Source organism: Mesorhizobium sp. M1B.F.Ca.ET.045.04.1.1 (assembly GCF_003952465.1).
GTDB classification, from domain to species: domain Bacteria; phylum Pseudomonadota; class Alphaproteobacteria; order Rhizobiales; family Rhizobiaceae; genus Mesorhizobium; species Mesorhizobium shonense.
The window spans coordinates 3,362,996-3,379,068 of the sequence record NZ_CP034448.1 but is presented as its reverse complement, the minus strand read 5'-3'; the positions used below and the strand labels follow the sequence as shown (position 1 = coordinate 3,379,068).

General features: G+C 63.7%; 18 protein-coding genes. 11 read left to right on the top strand and 7 right to left on the bottom strand.

The window, feature by feature from the left end; genetic code table 11:
• Window positions 1-57: 57 nt before the first annotated feature.
• The 3 genes from EJ071_RS16490 to EJ071_RS16480 form a co-directional block, all read right to left on the bottom strand.
• On the bottom strand, window positions 58-699 hold the full coding sequence (locus tag EJ071_RS16490; RefSeq protein ID WP_126098788.1) for an MBL fold metallo-hydrolase: 642 nt from the start codon (window positions 697-699) through the stop codon (window positions 58-60).
• A gap of 191 nt (window positions 700-890) precedes the next feature.
• On the bottom strand, window positions 891-1,208 hold the full coding sequence (locus tag EJ071_RS16485; protein WP_059188908.1) for a hypothetical protein: 318 nt from the start codon (window positions 1,206-1,208) through the stop codon (window positions 891-893).
• 146 nt (window positions 1,209-1,354) lie between these two features.
• Window positions 1,355-2,248, bottom strand: coding sequence for a branched-chain amino acid aminotransferase (locus EJ071_RS16480; protein WP_126098787.1), 894 nt, complete (start codon window positions 2,246-2,248; stop codon window positions 1,355-1,357).
• A 260-nt stretch (window positions 2,249-2,508) separates the two neighbouring features.
• Between EJ071_RS16480 and EJ071_RS16475 the strand changes: the two genes are divergently transcribed.
• The 5 genes from EJ071_RS16475 (at window position 2,509) to EJ071_RS16455 (ending at window position 7,651) form a co-directional block, all read left to right on the top strand.
• Window positions 2,509-3,042 (top strand): MarR family transcriptional regulator, encoded by a 534-nt coding sequence (locus EJ071_RS16475; protein WP_189521546.1) that lies wholly within the window; start codon window positions 2,509-2,511, stop codon window positions 3,040-3,042.
• Window positions 3,029-3,748 (top strand): response regulator transcription factor, encoded by a 720-nt coding sequence (locus EJ071_RS16470; RefSeq protein WP_059188911.1) that lies wholly within the window; start codon window positions 3,029-3,031, stop codon window positions 3,746-3,748. The genes EJ071_RS16475 and EJ071_RS16470 overlap by 14 nt, the downstream gene beginning before the upstream one ends.
• Before the next feature lie 51 nt (window positions 3,749-3,799).
• Window positions 3,800-5,215, top strand: coding sequence for an ATP-binding protein (locus EJ071_RS16465; RefSeq protein ID WP_126098785.1), 1,416 nt, complete (start codon window positions 3,800-3,802; stop codon window positions 5,213-5,215).
• A gap of 207 nt (window positions 5,216-5,422) precedes the next feature.
• Window positions 5,423-6,445 carry a glycosyltransferase family 1 protein gene (locus EJ071_RS16460; RefSeq protein ID WP_126098784.1) on the top strand — a complete coding sequence of 341 codons (1,023 nt, stop codon included), beginning with the start codon at window positions 5,423-5,425 and terminating at the stop codon, window positions 6,443-6,445.
• 321 nt (window positions 6,446-6,766) lie between these two features.
• Complete coding sequence (locus tag EJ071_RS16455; protein WP_245460273.1) at window positions 6,767-7,651, top strand: hypothetical protein; 885 nt, start codon at window positions 6,767-6,769, stop codon at window positions 7,649-7,651.
• Between the two features lie 34 nt (window positions 7,652-7,685).
• Here EJ071_RS16455 and EJ071_RS16450 read toward each other — a convergent pair whose 3' ends face one another.
• The 3 genes from EJ071_RS16450 to EJ071_RS16440 all read right to left on the bottom strand — a co-directional run bounded on the left by EJ071_RS16450 (window position 7,686) and on the right by EJ071_RS16440 (window position 9,182).
• Window positions 7,686-8,045, bottom strand: coding sequence for a tRNA-binding protein (locus EJ071_RS16450; protein ID WP_126098782.1), 360 nt, complete (start codon window positions 8,043-8,045; stop codon window positions 7,686-7,688).
• A gap of 18 nt (window positions 8,046-8,063) precedes the next feature.
• Window positions 8,064-8,564 carry a YbjN domain-containing protein gene (locus EJ071_RS16445; protein ID WP_126098781.1) on the bottom strand — a complete coding sequence of 167 codons (501 nt, stop codon included), beginning with the start codon at window positions 8,562-8,564 and terminating at the stop codon, window positions 8,064-8,066.
• Window positions 8,565-8,879: 315 nt separating this feature from the next.
• Window positions 8,880-9,182: an accessory factor UbiK family protein gene (locus EJ071_RS16440; RefSeq protein ID WP_126098780.1), complete on the bottom strand. Its 303-nt coding sequence runs from the start codon at window positions 9,180-9,182 to the stop codon at window positions 8,880-8,882.
• Window positions 9,183-9,314: 132 nt separating this feature from the next.
• On the opposite strand from EJ071_RS16440, the gene lgt reads away from it, so the two are divergent.
• The 6 genes from lgt (at window position 9,315) to EJ071_RS16410 (ending at window position 15,110) form a co-directional block, all read left to right on the top strand.
• Window positions 9,315-10,169 carry a prolipoprotein diacylglyceryl transferase gene (gene lgt / locus EJ071_RS16435; protein ID WP_126098779.1) on the top strand — a complete coding sequence of 285 codons (855 nt, stop codon included), beginning with the start codon at window positions 9,315-9,317 and terminating at the stop codon, window positions 10,167-10,169.
• Complete coding sequence (locus EJ071_RS16430; protein ID WP_126098778.1) at window positions 10,166-11,233, top strand: class I SAM-dependent methyltransferase; 1,068 nt, start codon at window positions 10,166-10,168, stop codon at window positions 11,231-11,233. Before lgt ends, EJ071_RS16430 begins: the two co-directional genes overlap by 4 nt.
• A gap of 107 nt (window positions 11,234-11,340) precedes the next feature.
• Window positions 11,341-12,129 (top strand): peptidoglycan editing factor PgeF, encoded by a 789-nt coding sequence (pgeF, locus tag EJ071_RS16425; RefSeq protein WP_126098777.1) that lies wholly within the window; start codon window positions 11,341-11,343, stop codon window positions 12,127-12,129.
• Window positions 12,129-13,280, top strand: coding sequence for a Xaa-Pro peptidase family protein (locus tag EJ071_RS16420; RefSeq protein ID WP_126098776.1), 1,152 nt, complete (start codon window positions 12,129-12,131; stop codon window positions 13,278-13,280). The genes pgeF and EJ071_RS16420 overlap by 1 nt, the downstream gene beginning before the upstream one ends.
• A 54-nt stretch (window positions 13,281-13,334) precedes the next feature.
• Window positions 13,335-13,946, top strand: coding sequence for a hypothetical protein (locus EJ071_RS16415; RefSeq protein ID WP_126098775.1), 612 nt, complete (start codon window positions 13,335-13,337; stop codon window positions 13,944-13,946).
• Window positions 13,947-14,174: 228 nt separating this feature from the next.
• Window positions 14,175-15,110 (top strand): ribose-phosphate pyrophosphokinase, encoded by a 936-nt coding sequence (locus tag EJ071_RS16410; protein ID WP_059188918.1) that lies wholly within the window; start codon window positions 14,175-14,177, stop codon window positions 15,108-15,110.
• Here the strand turns inward: EJ071_RS16410 and EJ071_RS16405 are convergent.
• Window positions 15,107-15,991 (bottom strand): helix-turn-helix transcriptional regulator, encoded by an 885-nt coding sequence (locus tag EJ071_RS16405; protein WP_126098774.1) that lies wholly within the window; start codon window positions 15,989-15,991, stop codon window positions 15,107-15,109. The genes EJ071_RS16410 and EJ071_RS16405 overlap by 4 nt on opposite strands.
• Between the last annotated feature and the right edge of the window lie 82 nt (window positions 15,992-16,073).

Genomic DNA, 16,073 nt, shown 5'->3' with positions numbered 1-16,073 from the left:
GGTTCCCTGCCCTGCAAAAGCGCCGCCTCTCAGCGGCGCTTTTCTTTTGGAGGCAGGTCAGACCAAAAATGGGTTGGTCCGGCGCTCCTCGCCGAAGCGGCCGCCCGGACCGTGGCCACAGATGAAGCCGACATCGTCGCCGAGCGGCAGGAGCTTGTTCTTTATCGAGGCCATCAGCGCGGCGTGATCGCCGCCAGGCAGATCGGTGCGGCCGACCGAGCCGCGGAACAGCACGTCGCCGACATGGGCGAACTTGGCCGCGCGGTTGTAGTAGACGACATGACCCGGCGCGTGACCCGGGCAATGCAGCACCTCGAACACATGCTCGCCGAATGAAACCGTCTCGCCTTCGATGAGAAACCGGTCCGGCACGCAATTGCGTACGGGATCCGTGAGCCCGAAACGCCTGGCCTGGTTCTCGAGGTTGGCAAGCAGCGGTCGATCGGCCTCATGCGGGCCGATGATGTCGATGCCGAGCGCATCTTTCAGTTCCATCGCGCCGCCCGCATGATCGATATGGCCGTGGGTGATCCAGATCGCTCCCGCCGTGATCGCATTGTCCTCGAGCACTGCCAGTATCTTGTCGACATCGCCGCCGGGATCGACGACGACGCCGTTCCTATCGTCCATGTCGAACAGGATGGCGCAGTTCTGCTGGAAGGGCGTGACCGGCACTATGCCGGCATTGAGCTGACCCATGGCTTTCCTTCCCCACGGCTTTCCTTTCGAAGTGTCGCCCTGATGTAGACAGGTGAGCGAGCGGCGTCCACCATTCGGCCGGAGCGAATGATCCTCGAAAAGAAATGGCGGCCGTGGCCGCCGCAAATAATCCATGAAAAAGAAATGGGCGGCCGTGGCCGCCCATGCGCAGGCCCGAAAAGAAAAATGCCCTATTTCTTCATCGCGCCCATGACCGCGCCGATGATGGCGGTCAGGATGGCGCCGCCGCCGGCGCCGCCGACGATGTTCGGCACGTTCAGCGCGCTGCCCAGCCCGCCCGCTGCTGCCGCGGCCGCCGCCGGATCGACCGTGCCGCCGCCGAGCAGGCTGCCGAGAATGGCCGCGCCGCCGACGCCGCCGATAGCGCCGCCGAGGATCTTGGGAAGTTGGCCCAGTGCCGCCTGTTTCAGCGCCGCGCCGACTGCCTGACCGCCGATGACACCCGTGATCACCTGAATAACGATCGCAACGAGTGTGTTCGTATCCATGTACCTAGTCCCTCCATAGCCGCCAGCCTCCTCGGGCCGACGCCATCATGAGACGCCGAATTGTTCGAAAGTCAAATGCGCGAGCGCTTAAATAAAAGGGGCGGCCCGAAAACCGCCCCTGTTGCACAAAAAAGCTGTGACTATCGCTATTCTGCCGCGATGGCGTGCTTTGGTTGCACTGCGGCAGAATAGTCATTCATCAACGTCTTGGCGATCTCGCCGACCTCGAATCGGTACGGGCCGATCTCCGAAACCGGAGTGACTTCCGCGGCCGTGCCGGTGAGGAAGCACTGCTCGAAGCCTTCGAGCTCTTCAGGCATGATGGCGCGATCGATCACCTCGAGACCACGATCCTTGGCCAGGCCGATCACGGTGCGGCGGGTGATGCCGTCGAGGAAGCAGTCGGGCGTCGGCGTGTGGAGCTTGCCGTCCTTGACGAAGAAGATGTTGGCGCCGGTGGCTTCCGCCACCTGGCCGCGCCAGTCGAGCATCATGGCGTCGGCATAGCCCTTGGCCTCGGCGGCGTGCTTGGAGAGCGTGCAGATCATGTAGAGGCCGGCGGCCTTGGATTTGGACGGCTCGGTGCGCGGGTCTGGGCGGCGCCATTCGGCGATGTCGAGACGAATGCCCTTCAGCTTCTGCGCCGGGTCGAAATAGCTAGGCCATTGCCATATGGCGATGGCGCAGTTGATGCGGTTGTTCTGCGCCGAGACGCCCATCTGCTCGCTGCCACGCCAGGCGATCGGGCGCACATAGGCGTCCTGGAAACCCTGCTTCTTCAAAAGCGTACGGCAGGCCTCGTCGATCTCGGCGACCGAATAGGGAATCTTGAAGCCGAGCAGGCGCGCCGATTCATGCAGGCGCTCGTTGTGCTCGGTCAGTTTGAAGATCTGGCCGCCATAGGCGCGCTCGCCTTCGAAGACGGCGCTGGCATAGTGCAGGCCGTGGGTCAGCACGTGGATCTTGGCGTCGGCCCATTTGACGAACTCGCCGTTCATCCAGATGAAGCCTTCCAGTTGATCGAAGGGAACGGATGCCATGGAAACCTCCCGCGGGCGGACGCCCGCAAATCGTTGTGTCATATAGCGTTTCGCGTCAGCCGCGCCACAGGTCCGAAACGCCGGCCGGTGCTTGGAAACGTAGGCGGATATTCAATCCATGGCAAACTCAGGAAGTTCCGGAAAAACCGCTTTCGCTTGCCTTTTCGTTCGCAATCCGCCGAAAAGCTTGTCAAAAATTATCATTGCCCGGAAATTACGTCAACAGTACTGACATAATTCCGCCTTCGCATGGAGAAATGATGACGGATCGAAGCCCCGCAGCCGGAAAACCGATCAGAACGGCGATCACCGACGAGGACGGCATCGACTTTGCCATCATCGAATTGTTTTTCTTCGCTTATCGCGACTTCACCTCCGATCCGGACCAGATCCTCGCCGACTACGGCTTCGGCCGCGCCCATCACCGCGTGCTGCATTTCGTCAACCGCAGGCCCGGGCTGACGGTCGCCGAGCTGCTCGACGTGCTGAAGATCACCAAGCAGAGCCTCGCGCGGGTGCTGAAGCAGTTGATCGACACGGACCATATCGTCCAGTTGCAGGGCCCGCGCGACCGCCGTCAGCGCGAACTTTATCCGACCGCCAAGGGCCGCGCGCTGGCGCTGGCGCTGGCACGGCCACAGTCGCGCCGCATCCGTGCTGCATTGAAGGATTCTGGGACCACCGAACGGACCTCGATCGAACGATTCCTGGAGGCGATGGTCAATCCGGAACTAAGAGCGCAGATCAACATTGTGCCTGCGCAAACATCGGGGAAGAAAAATGGAGACCACTGAGAAGGTTGATCATCCGGCGGCGCCCGGCGATGATGCGCCACATCTGCTGGTGGTCGATGACGACACCCGCATCCGCAATCTGCTCAAGCAATACCTATCCGAGAACGGCTTTCGCGTCACCGTCGCCGGAAATTCGGGCGAGGCCCGGCGCAAGCTCGCGGGCCTCGACTTCGACCTGCTCGTGCTCGACGTCATGATGCCCGGCGAAACCGGCGTCGACCTGACCAAGGCGCTGCGGGCCGAGAAGAACGTGCCGATCCTGATGCTGACGGCGCTGTCGGAAACCGACAGCCGCATCACCGGGCTGGAAGCCGGCGCCGACGACTATCTGCCGAAGCCCTTCGACCCGCGCGAGCTGATCCTGCGCATCAACAACATTCTGCGCCGCGGCGGGCCGGCGGCGACGCCGAAGGTCGAGCAGCTCGTCTTCGGCCCCTACACGTTCCAGATCGCCAAGCGCGAACTGAAGCGTGGCGGCGAGGCGCTGAAGCTGACCGATCGCGAGCAGGAGATCCTGGCGATCTTCGCCGCGCGGGCGGGAGAGACGATACCGCGGCACGAACTCGTCGGCGACGAATCGGACGTCGGCGAGCGTACTATCGATGTCCAGATCAACCGGCTGCGCCGAAAGATCGAGCGCGATCCGTCCAATCCGGTGTGGCTACAGACCGTTCGCGGTATTGGGTATCGGCTCAGCGTGGAATAACATCCTCTCGACGGCCTTTTGCTGAACGGCCCTCGACGAGCGGAAGGGCGAATGGCGACCACGCAACTGGAACATCCGAAAGGAGGCGGTCCCGGCGATTTCGCGATGCGGACGCTGAAGGCGATGCCGCGCGCCTGGAACCGGTTCTGGCGCCTGGTCGCGCTCTACATGCCGAAGCGGCTTTATGCGCGCTCGCTCATCATCGTCATCGCGCCGATGATCCTCCTGCAGTCGGTCGTCGCGTTCGTGTTCATGGAGCGGCATTGGCAGACGGTCACCCAGCGTCTGTCGCAGGCCACCGTCCGCGATATCGCCGCCATCATCGACATGATGGAGACCTATCCGCACGATGCGGACTACGCCAACATCATCCGCATCGCCCAGGACCGCATGCAGCTGAAAGTGGATCTGCTGCCGCCCGATCCGCTGCCGCCGCCCGGACCGAAACCGTTCTTCTCGATCCTCGACGAGGCTTTGTCGTCAGAGATCACCAGGCAGATCAACCGACCCTTCTGGATCGACACCGTCGGCAATTCCAACATCGTCGAGGTCCGCGTCCAGCTCGAAGGCAAGGTCTTGCGCGTCTTCGTGCGCCGCAGCCAGGCCTATGCCTCCAACACCCATATCTTCCTGATCTGGATGGTCGGCACCTCGCTGGTGCTTTTGATGATCGCCATCCCCTTCCTGCGCAACCAGATCAGGCCGATACTCACCCTCGCCGAAGCCGCCGAAAGCTTCGGCAAGGGCAGGCCGATGCCGCGCGATTTCCGCCCGCGCGGCGCGGAGGAAGTGCGCCGCGCCGGCTTCGCCTTCATCCAGATGCGCGAGCGCATCGAGCGCCAGATCGAACAGCGCACCGCCATGCTGACCGGCGTCAGCCACGACCTCAGGACCATCCTCACCCGTTTCAAGCTGCAGCTGGCGCTGGCGGGCGGCAAGGCCGAGACCAAGGCTGCGCTCAACCAGGACATCGACGACATGCAGTCGATGCTGGAGGGCTACCTTGCCTTTGCCCGCGGCGAGGCTGCTGAGGATACCGGCCGCTTCGATCTTGAGATCTATTTCCAGAAGCTGGGCGAAGAAGCGCAGCTGCGCAAATGCAAGCTGTCCACCACCTTGATCGGCGATCCGGCCGTGCATGTGCGGCCGAATGCCTTTGCCAGGCTGCTGTCCAACGTCATCGGCAATGCCTTCCGCTATGCCAAGACCGTCGAGGTCCATGCCAATCACGGCCGCGGCTCGCTGACCGTAACCATCGACGACGACGGCCCGGGCATCGCCCCCGACAAACGCGAAGAGGTGTTCAAGCCGTTCCTGCGGCTCGACGAGGCGCGCAACCTCGATGCCAGCGGCACCGGCCTCGGCCTGTCGATCGCCCGCGACATCGCCCGCAGCCATGGCGGCGACATCACGCTTGAGGACAGCCCGCTCGGCGGCTTGCGCGCCGTGATCAAGGTCCCGGCCTAAATCGGGCAAAGACAGGGTTCATGCGCCCGTCATGAAATCATGATCAAGAGCGCCCATGAAGCGCGCGACCTTTATCGATTCGAGCCTACCGCCCCGCTTCGATCCCGTCGTGCCTGGAAGGGTGCGCTGGAGCGAAGCGCGAGTTGCCGCCTGGTTGCCGTTCCGCCACCGCGCGGGCGCGCTCAAAACCCTTGCCAAAGGATCGCCATGCGCATCCTGATGGTCACCGATGCATGGCGGCCGCAGGTCAACGGCGTGGTCCACACGCTGGAGCGGCTGACCGAGACGCTGAAATCCTTCGACGTCCAGCTCGATTTCCTGACGCCGAACATCTTTCGCACCTTGCCGCTGCCGACCTATCCGGACATTCGGCTCGCGTTGACAACCCCCCGCCACGTCGCGCGCCTGATCGATCAGCGCAAGGCCGACCATGTCCACATCGTCACCGAAGGGCCGCTCGGCATCATGGCGCGCCGCTATTGCCGCAAGACCGGGCGTCCCTTCACCACCAGCTACCACACGCGCTTTCCCGAATATCTCAGCGCTCGCCTGCCGGTGCCGGAGAGCTGGGCCTACAACTGGCTGCGCGATTTCCACAATTCCGGACAAGGCACGCTTGTCGCCACCCAGTCGCTGGCGGACGACCTCGCTTCGCGCGGCTTCAGCAAGCTGAGGCCCTGGACGCGGGGCGTCGACATCGATCATTTCCGGCCGGACAAGCGCAAGGACACGAACTTCCCCCGCCCCGTCTTTCTTTGCGTCGGCCGTGTCGCGATCGAAAAGAACCTGACCGCCTTCCTCGATCTCGATTTGCCGGGCAGCAAGGTGGTGGTCGGCGAAGGGCCGGAGCTGGCAAAGCTCAAGGCCCGTTATCCGAACGCGCATTTCCTCGGCCATCGCCCGAATGACGAACTGGCGGAAATCTACGCATCGGCCGACGTCTTCGTCTTCCCCAGCCGCACCGACACCTTCGGCAATGTCATCATCGAAGCTTTGGCCAGCGGCACGCCGGTGGCCGCCTATCCGGTGACGGGACCGATCGACATCGTCGGCGACGGCATTGGCGGGGCAGTATCCGAGGATCTGCGCGAGGCCGCGCTTGCCGCACTTCACATCGACCGCGCGGAAGCACGCCAGCGCGCCATGCGCTACAGCTGGAAGGCCTGCGCCGAGATGTTCCTCGACGTGGTCGAGGAAGCGTTGGGAATGCCACGCAAGCTGGCCGCCTGACAGACCGGCGTCGACCCTCGGCGATGCGGATCGGTGGTAGTTGTGCGGCCTCTTCAATGCCGCCCACTCTTGCTTTTCCCTCGGGAGATCGGGAACCTCGACAACTTGCCAATGCCTTTGGACAAGTCTTCCGCGTGAAGTTGTCGAGATTTACTGAGGGATCGCGCGCCGGCAAACTTTGATCCCAGTACACGCGTTCCTTGCGAGAGCTTGCGCGACAACTCCTTGCAGTGCATTATTCTGCGTGAGTAGTTCGCTGCGGGATTGACGCCGATTTCAACGCCGGACGATTTGCCTGCCGTATCGCCGAAGCGTCGCGTCTTGCGCATCGGCAAGACCGTTGCGAGGGTGTTCGACTATTGCCGCGCGAATGCCTGGCCGCTCTTCGTGGCCGCCTGGTTTCCCTGCTTTTTGACGGCGCTCGGTCTGGCGGTGCTTGCTCTTGTTCTTTTTGCCGATCCGGAGGTGCCCAGCTGGCTTCTGTCGCGAGGCTTTGACTCCAGGACTTGGCTTTCCGCCATTATTGCCGCGCCGTTCTCGGCGATGGTCTTTGCGTTCGTTCTGGACCGCATGGCAAACGCGCCCGAGAACGGCCGTGTCGTTGTTCGGCGCGGCATTGAAAGTGTCAAACGCTTCGCTATTCCGGGCATCCGCTTTGAGCTCGGCCCGCGGATTCTTTGGGCCGCGTTGCTTCTCGCGGCCGTCCAGCTTCTTTGCAGCTTTGCGGTCGCCGGCGAGCACAGACTGCTTGTTGCCAGCCTGCTGGCCACACATGACCTGCCGCCCAACCCCGAGGACGTCGCGCCTTGGGTGTCGGCGATGGGAGTCTTCAACCTCTTCGCGGGTGGTTTCGTACTTGTCTGGACATATCTCTTTGTCGGCGATTTTCTCTGGACGGGATCGTTCGACCCGATCGGGTGCTGGCGTGCGCTCGACGGCAATCATCTGCGTTTCGTCGCCATAGTGTCCATCGTTTTCGCGATAGTTGCCATGCTCAAATATGGGCTGGCCCTGGCCGTAGGCTTGATCCTGATTCCCGCGGATGGCGCGTCGCCTTCCTTCTTGAACCTTATGCTGATGCATTTCGGACTGGCCTGGCCGTTCGACGTCCTGCATCTAGTGCTTTCAGCCGCAACGGTCGGAACCATTCTCGGCGCGTTTCGGCCACCAGCTATCGCTTCAATCCGGCCGGCTGCGGCGCTATGATCGCGCCTGCCGGATGGCAGCCTGCCCCGCTAGTTTAGAACAGTCGCCCGCCGTCCGGCACCTTGCGCTCGATGGCGCCGAGCACGACGGCGCCCTCCTCATCCGGAAAGCCCAGCGTCAGCACTTCCGACATGAACGGGCCGATCTGGCGCGGCGGGAAATTGACCACCGCGAAGACCTGCCGGCCGATCAGCGTCTCCGGCGTATAATATTTGGTGATCTGCGCCGACGACTTCTTGACCCCGATGGCCGGGCCGAAATCGATCTTCAATTTGAACGCCGGCTTGCGCGCCTCCGGAAACGGCTCGGCTTCGACGATGGTGCCGGCGCGGATGTCGACGCGGTCGAAGTCGGCAAAGCTGATCTCGGGCTTGCGCTCGCTGCTGGAACTCATCGCTGGTGTCTGCTTGGTTCAGGCGTTTCCATGGGTCTCAAAGAGCACGCTGGACAGCGCGTCCTTGGCCGATGTACCCGACCAGACAACGAACTGGAAGGCCTGGAAATAGCACTCGCAGGCCTCGAGCGCCGAGGACAGCAGTACCTCGACCTGCTGGCTCGAAGGCTCGACCCCGCCGGCAAGCAGCAGCGACTGCCGGAACATGATCGCGCCCTCCTGCTCCCACAGGTCGAAATGGCCGAACAGCATCTGCTCGTTGATCAGCGACAAGAGCCGCATCACTTCGAGCGTGCGTGTTTCCGGTACCTTGATGTCGAAGGCGCAGGCCAGATGCAACGCCTCGAAATCCTCCATCCAGGAGAATGAGACGTGATAGTCGGTCCAACTGCCGGTCACCGAAATCGAAATCTCGTCGTCGCCGGCGCGCTCGAAGGACCAGTCATTGTTGTGGGCCACCTGCTCGATGACATCCACCGGGTGGATTTCGCGGGAGAATTCGAGTTCGAGAAGTTCCATGGAATGCTTCCTGTGTTCAGGGGAGCGCCACACGCTCCGCGGGGCACACACGACGAACAATCTTGTCTAGAACTCGGACGGCCAGGAACTTCTCAAACGCAAAGACCCCAGACCGGACCCACCGCCCGGCGCATGACCCTGCTCCGAATCATGCAACAAATTCAGTCTATTGATCGGGAGTCGCGTGAACAGCCCAATTTTTCGCACTGCGTCATTCGCATGTGGAAAGGCGCTGTCAAAAAGATTCATGCAATGCCGGTAAGCGATTCACGGCAAAGCGATTTTTCGGATCGCGCTTTGTGGAAAAGTTTACGATTATTTTTTTGATCTGGGCTTCGCCGCGGCCGCCGGTGCGGCCTGCCCGGTCAATTCGGCGAGCTTCGCCTCGAGCGCTTCGACGCGCGCCGCGAGCTGGATGTTGTCTTCCCTGGCCTTGACGGCCATCTCGCGCGCGGCCTCGAACTCCTCGCGCTGCACCACATCCATCGAGTTGAGCAGGCGCTCGGCCTGGCTGCGAAAGGCTGTCTCCATCTCACGCCGAACGCCTTGGGCTGCCCCCGCTGCATCCGTCATCAGCTTGGCGAACTCATCGAGAATGCGGTTCGGGCCGTTCGACATGGCAGATCCTCGCTTGCTTGGTTTTGACGTAGTGGCGCGCGACGCGGAATGCAAGCGCAGCCTGCCTTGACCCCGCCAAAACCCTGCCGCATGGTCCGCGCCCGATAGACGACCGCAATCGGGAGACCCAGTTTGAGCGAATATTTCCTGCTGCCGCTGGCCTCCCTGCCGTTTCCCAACATCGATCCGGTCATCGTCAATATCGGACCGCTGGCGGTGCATTGGTATGGCGTCGGCTACATCGTCGGCATTCTCTTTGCCTGGTGGTACGCCAAGCGGCTCGTCACCAACGCCAGCCTCTGGCCGGACGGCAAGTTGCCGATGAAGCCCGAGGACCTCGACGACTTCATCGTCTGGGCGGCGATCGGCGTGGTGCTCGGCGGGCGTACCGGCTATGTGCTCTTTTACGATCTCCCGCGCTATATCGCGCATCCGCTCGACATCTTTGCCGTCTGGCAGGGCGGCATGTCATTCCACGGTGGGCTGCTCGGCGTCATCCTCGCCATGACCTTGTTCTCGCTCAAGCGCGGCATCCACACCTGGACGCTGTTCGACGTGGTCGCGGCCGGCGTGCCGGTCGGCCTCGGGCTGGTGCGCGTCGCCAACTTCATCAATTCGGAACTCTGGGGCAGGCCTTCGGACGTGCCTTGGGCGATCGAATTTCCCAATGGCGGCCCATTCACCCGCCATCCCAGCCAGCTCTATGAGGCGCTGCTCGAAGGCCTCGTGCTGTTCCTGGTGCTGCGCTTCCTCACCCACTCGCGGCTGAAGTTGAGGACGGCGCGTTTCGTCGGCGGCGCCTTCATCTGCGGCTATGGCCTGTCACGCATCTTCGTCGAGTTCTTCCGCGAACCCGACCAGCAGCTCGGCTATCTGCTCGGCACCAATTGGCTGACCATGGGCATGATCCTGTCCACACCGATGGTGCTTGCCGGCATCTGGGCCATGGCGACGGCTAAGCCGATGACGAAGCCGCAGGCGGCATGACTCGGCTGAGGAAGCGCATTGTCGACCTGATCGGCGCCGTGGGGCCGATCCCGGTCAGCGAATACATGGCGCTCTGCCTGTTCGACCCCAAGGACGGCTATTACACGACGCGCGAACCCTTCGGCGCCGCCGGCGATTTCGTCACAGCGCCGGAAATCAGCCAGATGTTCGGCGAGCTTGTCGCCGTCTGGCTTTACCAGGCCTGGCAGCGCGCCGGCCGGCCGCTCCCCGCCACCTTCGCCGAAATCGGCCCCGGCCGCGGCACGCTGATGAAGGACATGCTGCGCACCTGGTCGCGGCTCGATTCCGCACTTGCCGCCGGCGCGTCCTTTGCCATGATCGAGACCAGTCCGCGCCTGGCCGAAGTCCAGAGGGCCACACTTGCCGGCCAGAGCACGGCCCTCGCCTGGCACCAGACCATCGACACGCTGCCCCGACGGCCGCTTTTCATCGTCGGCAACGAGCTGTTCGACGCGGTGCCGATTCGCCAGTTCGTCTATGTCGGCACCGGTTGGCGCGAGCGCATGGTCGGCCTCGACGACGCCGACAATCTCCGTTTCTTCGCCGGCGCCGGTTCCGTCGACCCGGCGCTATTGCCGCCGGGCGCTGCCGACGCGCCGCAGGGCGCAATCGCCGAGGTGGCGCCGGCCCGCGCGGCGCTGATGTCGGCGATAGCCGAGCGCGTCGCCGGCCATGGCGGCGCCGGACTGTTCATCGACTATGGCCATCTTGTGCCCGGCCTCGGCGACACATTGCAGGCCCTGCGCAGGCACGAACACGAAGACGTGCTGGCCAATCCCGGCGAGGCAGACCTCACCGCCCATGTGGACTTCGCGGCCCTGTCCGCAAGCGCCCGCGCGCACGGCCTCGACGTGGAACTGACCACGCAGGGCGAGTTCCTGCTCGGCATGGGGCTGCTCGAGCGCGCCGGCGCGCTCGGCGCCAATGTCGACGACGGCGAGCGGCAGGCGATTTCCGACGCGGTCGAACGACTCGCCGGGCCCGATGCGATGGGCGAGCTGTTCAAGGTGATGAAGATCCTGCCCGCGGCGAAAACCGGCTGACATCGGCAGGCACCCCGTGCAAGCTGGTCCGGCCAATTGCCGGACTTCTCCCACTCGCCCCGAACTTCACCTTGACGAAATCGCCCGCGCGGACAACAAACCCATCCATGCTGAATCAGACCAGACCCGATCCAGTACGCTCGCCCCTTCTGGAGAAGGCGCAAGGCATCCGTCACGGTTACTTTACCCGCATCGGCGGCGTCTCCAGCGGCATCTACCAGGGCCTCAACATCGGCACCGGCTCGAGTGACGACCAGACGCTGGTCGCCGAGAACCGTCGCCGCGTCGCCGACTGGATGGGCGTGCCAGCGGATCACCTGCTCACCGCGCACCAGGTCCATTCCCCCGACGTCGTCATCGTCAGGGAACCTTTCGCAGGCCCTCGCCCCAAGGCCGACGCCGTCGTCACCGACCGGCCAGGCATTGCTGTCGGCGCCTCGACGGCCGATTGCGGGCCGGTCCTGTTCGCCGACGCCGAGGCCCGTGTCGTCGGCGCGGCCCATGCCGGCTGGAAAGGCGCCTTCACCGGCGTGCTCGAAAACACCGTTGCCGCGATGGAAGCTCTCGGCGCCCGTCGGGACCGTATCATGGCCGTGCTCGGTCCCTCCATCGGCCCCGACAACTACGAGGTCGGACCCGAATTCGTCGCCCGCTTCGTCGAGGCTGACGTCTCCAATCAACGCTATTTCAACCGGTCTTTGAATCCCGGCCACTCGATGTTCGACCTCAACCAATATACGGTCGACCGGCTGCGGGACGCCGGCGTGACCGCCGAAGGGCTCGGCCGCTGCACCTATGCGGAAGAAGATCTTTTCTATTCCTACCGGCGCACCATCCACCGCAAGGAAGCGGATTACGGGCGCCAGGTTTCGGCAATCGTTCTGGAGAAAGAGTAATGGCGCTGCATTTCGAACGTTCGGAATTCGACGCGCGGCGCGATCGGCTGCTGATCGAAATGGCCGAGAAGAAGCTCGACGCCGTGCTCCTGTTCGCGCAGGAGAGCATGTACTGGCTGACCGGCTACGACACCTTCGGCTTCTGCTTCTTCCAGTGCCTGGTGGTGAAGGCCGACGGCTCGATGGTGCTGCTCACCCGCTCGGCCGATCTGAGGCAGGCGCGCCACACCTCGACCATCGACAACATCGAGCTTTGGACCGATCGCGACGGCGCCAATCCGGCGATCGACCTGCGCAATCTGCTCAATGACCTCGATCTGCTCGGCGCCCGCATCGGCGTCGAATACGACACTCATGGGCTGACCGCCTATAATGGCCGCCGCGTGGATGAGCAGTTGCAGACCTTCGGCCAGATCGCCGATGCCTCCGGCATCGTCGGCCGGCTGCGCCTTTTCAAGAGTCCGGCCGAGGTCGCCAAGGCCGAAAAAGCCGCAAGCCTCGCCGACGATGCGCTCGACGCCGCCTTGCCGCTGATCAAGCAAGGCGGCGACGAAGCGCTGATCCTCGCCGCCATGCAGGGAGCGATTTTCGCCGGCGGCGGCGACTATCCCGCCAACGAATTCATCATCGGCTCCGGCGCCGATGCCCTGCTCTGCCGCTACAAGGCCGGACGCCGCAAGCTTACCAAGAACGACCAGCTGACGCTCGAATGGGCGGGCGTCTTCCATCACTATCACGCAGCGATGATGCGCACCGTTTTGACCGGCAAGGTCTCGAAGCGTCATCAGGAACTGTTCGACGCCGCGCGTGCGGCCCTGCTTGCGGTCGAGAAGGCGATGACGCCGGGCAACACCTTCGGCGACGTCTTCGACGCGCATGCCCGCACGCTCGAGGCGCACAACCTGACCAAGCACCGGCTGAACGCCTGCGGCTATTCGCTCGGCGCCCGCTTCACGCCATCCTGGATGGACATGCCGATGTTCTACCAGGGCAATCCGGAACCGATCGCGCCCAACATGACGCTGTTCGCCCACATGATCATCATGGACTCGGAAACCGAGACGGCGATGACGCTCGGCCGCACTTATCTCACCACGGAATCGGCGCCGAAGCCGCTCTCCCGCCATGATCTCGACTTGATCGTGCAGTGAATCCATAATGGTTGGTTCACGCGGGGACGTTCGCCACCAGGGAGTTTCGGGCAAATGAGACGATCGCAGGTGACGACCGTGTCATTGCTTGCGGCGCTGGCGCTTACCGCTTGCACCAACGCCAAGGATGTCCTCGATCCTTCCGCCGTCAAGCCGCCGGCGAATTCGGCCCAGGCTTTGCCGGCTACGCAGGGCACATCGGCCACCACCTCCCCGACCACGACCTCGCCTGCCCCCACGGCGACGGCGGCGGCTTCGACACTCGCCACGCCGGCTCAGACCGCCGCTATCGCCAAGACCCGGCTGCAGGTGGCGCCGATCGTCGGCGCCTCCGTGGAAGCGGCAGCACCGCTGACGGCGGAACTGCAGGCGCGCGCAAGGCAGCGCGGCGTCACTCTTGTCGGCAGCACCGACCAGACGGCAACGCATGTGCTGAAGGGCTATTTTTCGACGATGTCCGAAGGCAAGGACACCACCGTCATCTATGTCTGGGACGTCTACGACCCGTCGGGCAACCGCCTGCATCGCATCAACGGCCAGCAGAAGGCGCCTTCCATCGGCAGCGGCGAAGGCTGGCCGGCGGTGGCACCGGCGACCATGCAGGCGATCGCCGATCAGACGATCGACCAGTTCACCGCCTGGCTCGGCAGCGGTGGCGCCGGCTAGAGCAAGTCCAGGAAAAGTGCGAAGCGGTTTTCCGTCCGGTATTGCGAAAAAACAGAGATCTGGCGCGATCTACTGTGTTGCCGGCTTGCGATGCCGACGGCCTTTGTTGCGCCTTGTCGCAGGTTTCCCGATCACGAGGCTTGCAATACCGGCGTGGGCCGCTAAAAGCCCGCATAAAAGGCTCATGAGAGTCTGTCCGGTCTCTCTATCCTTCGCCAGGAACGGTGCATGAAGCTTTTCGCGGGCAATTCCAACAGGGTGCTGGCCGAAGCGGTCGCTCGCTATCTAAACATCCCGCTGGGTAAGGCCAGCGTCAGGCGCTTCGCCGATCAGGAGATCTTCGTCGAGATCCAGGAAAACGTGCGCGGCGAGGATGTCTTCATCCTGCAGTCGACCTCTTATCCGACCAACGACCATCTGATGGAGCTGCTCATCATGATGGACGCCTTCATGCGCTCCTCCGCCCGGCGCATCACGGCGGTGATCCCGTATTTCGGCTACGCCAGGCAGGATCGCCGCGCCTCCGGCCGCACGCCGATCTCGGCCAAGCTCGTCGCCAACATGATCACCCGCGCCGGCGCCGACCGCGTGCTGACGCTCGACCTGCATGCCGGCCAGATCCAGGGCTTCTTCGACATCCCGACCGACAATCTTTTCTCGGTGCCGGTGATGGCCCGCGACGTGAAGGCGAAATACAAGCAGCTCGGCAATGTCGTCGTTGTGTCGCCCGACATCGGCGGCGTGGTGCGGGCGCGCGCGCTGGCAAAACGCTTCGACGCGCAGCTGGCCATCGTCGACAAGCGCCGCGAGCGCCCTGGCGAATCCGAGGTCATGAACATCATCGGCGCCGTCGCCGGCAAGGATTGCCTCTTGATCGACGACATCGTCGATTCGGGCGGCACGCTCTGCAACGCGGCGGAAGCGCTGCTCGCCAACGGCGCCACCAGCGTCACTGCCTACATCACCCATGGCGTGCTCTCAGGCGGCGCCGTTGCCCGCATCGCCGGTTCGAAACTGCAGGAACTGGTGATCACCGATTCCATCCAGCCGAGCCAGGCCGTGCTCGATGCGCCCAACATCCGCGTCATCTCGATCGCCGACCTGATGGGCGAGGCGATCTCGCGAACCGCTACCGAGGAATCGGTCTCCAGCCTGTTCGATTAAACCGCGGCGCTGCTGGCCTGCGTCGAACCGGTCAGTCGCTTTATGCCTTCGCCCGCGTCGCGCGCGCCGCGCATATATCCGCGCGGCGAGGCGCCTAACATGCGCTTGAACATGGTGATGAAGGCCGGCACGCTGTCGTAACCGAGATCCAGCGCCACCCTGGTGATCGGCTCGCCGTCGGCAAGCCTGGGAAGTGCTGCGAACAGGCAGGCCTGCTGGCGCCAGGTCGACAGCGACAGGCCGGTCTGACGATGGAAAGCGCGGGTGAAGGAGCGCCGGCTCATGCCCGCGGCATCCACCCATTCGTCGATCGTCGCATGTGGCGAAGGTGCCGCCACGAAGCGCCGGCAGAGCGCCGCGAGCTTCGGGTCCGACGGGAAAGGCAGGCCGAGCGGCCGTTCCGGCAGGTTTGGGATCTCGTGCAGCAAGAGCCCCATGATCAGCCCGGCGCGCCCTTCGAGCTCGCCGCCCTGTGGCAGCTTCTCCGATTCCACGATCAGGCTGTGCATCAGCTCGGTAATGCCGACGACGCGTAGGCCCCCCGGCAGGCCGGCAATAGCATCCGGCATGACATAGACCGAGCGCATCGAGACGTCGCCCAGCATCTCGACCGAGTGTTCGATGCCGGCCGGTATCCACATCGCATGGTCGGGCGGCACCATCCAGCGGCCATGCTTCGTCGTGACCAGCACCACGCCGACCAGCGCGTGCAGCAGCTGGCTGCGGTTGTGGCGATGCCGCGGCACGTGGTAGCCGTCCGGATATTCGGTCGGCAGCGCGACCGCCGGCCCGACCGCCTGCTCCAGCCATTGCCAGCGGCTTTCGTGCAGCCGGCCAAGCTCGGCGGCGTCACCCCTGAAGATTTCCCGGCCGTGCGGCATGGGATGTGGCCCACTTGCGAAACTATTGGACCAAACCACGAAAGAAGTAACCTGACAAGCGTTCTATAAGGCTGCCTGCGGT

What these genes read in the sequence shown, in the direction of transcription:
- EJ071_RS16430 (WP_126098778.1), top strand. Translation starts at nt 10,166, where the DNA reads ATGACTCGGCTGAGGAAGCGCATTGTCGACCTGATCGGCGCCGTGGGG.
- pgeF (WP_126098777.1), top strand. Translation starts at nt 11,341, where the DNA reads ATGCTGAATCAGACCAGACCCGATCCAGTACGCTCGCCCCTTCTGGAG.
- EJ071_RS16450 (WP_126098782.1), bottom strand. Translation starts at nt 8,045, where the DNA reads ATGAGTTCCAGCAGCGAGCGCAAGCCCGAGATCAGCTTTGCCGACTTC.
- EJ071_RS16415 (WP_126098775.1), top strand. Translation starts at nt 13,335, where the DNA reads ATGAGACGATCGCAGGTGACGACCGTGTCATTGCTTGCGGCGCTGGCG.
- EJ071_RS16410 (WP_059188918.1), top strand. Translation starts at nt 14,175, where the DNA reads ATGAAGCTTTTCGCGGGCAATTCCAACAGGGTGCTGGCCGAAGCGGTC.
- EJ071_RS16460 (WP_126098784.1), top strand. Translation starts at nt 5,423, where the DNA reads ATGCGCATCCTGATGGTCACCGATGCATGGCGGCCGCAGGTCAACGGC.
- EJ071_RS16445 (WP_126098781.1), bottom strand. Translation starts at nt 8,564, where the DNA reads ATGGAACTTCTCGAACTCGAATTCTCCCGCGAAATCCACCCGGTGGAT.
- EJ071_RS16440 (WP_126098780.1), bottom strand. Translation starts at nt 9,182, where the DNA reads ATGTCGAACGGCCCGAACCGCATTCTCGATGAGTTCGCCAAGCTGATG.
- EJ071_RS16485 (WP_059188908.1), bottom strand. Translation starts at nt 1,208, where the DNA reads ATGGATACGAACACACTCGTTGCGATCGTTATTCAGGTGATCACGGGT.
- EJ071_RS16470 (WP_059188911.1), top strand. Translation starts at nt 3,029, where the DNA reads ATGGAGACCACTGAGAAGGTTGATCATCCGGCGGCGCCCGGCGATGAT.
- EJ071_RS16490 (WP_126098788.1), bottom strand. Translation starts at nt 699, where the DNA reads ATGGGTCAGCTCAATGCCGGCATAGTGCCGGTCACGCCCTTCCAGCAG.
- EJ071_RS16475 (WP_189521546.1), top strand. Translation starts at nt 2,509, where the DNA reads ATGACGGATCGAAGCCCCGCAGCCGGAAAACCGATCAGAACGGCGATC.
- EJ071_RS16420 (WP_126098776.1), top strand. Translation starts at nt 12,129, where the DNA reads ATGGCGCTGCATTTCGAACGTTCGGAATTCGACGCGCGGCGCGATCGG.
- EJ071_RS16480 (WP_126098787.1), bottom strand. Translation starts at nt 2,248, where the DNA reads ATGGCATCCGTTCCCTTCGATCAACTGGAAGGCTTCATCTGGATGAAC.
- EJ071_RS16465 (WP_126098785.1), top strand. Translation starts at nt 3,800, where the DNA reads ATGGCGACCACGCAACTGGAACATCCGAAAGGAGGCGGTCCCGGCGAT.
- EJ071_RS16405 (WP_126098774.1), bottom strand. Translation starts at nt 15,991, where the DNA reads ATGCCGCACGGCCGGGAAATCTTCAGGGGTGACGCCGCCGAGCTTGGC.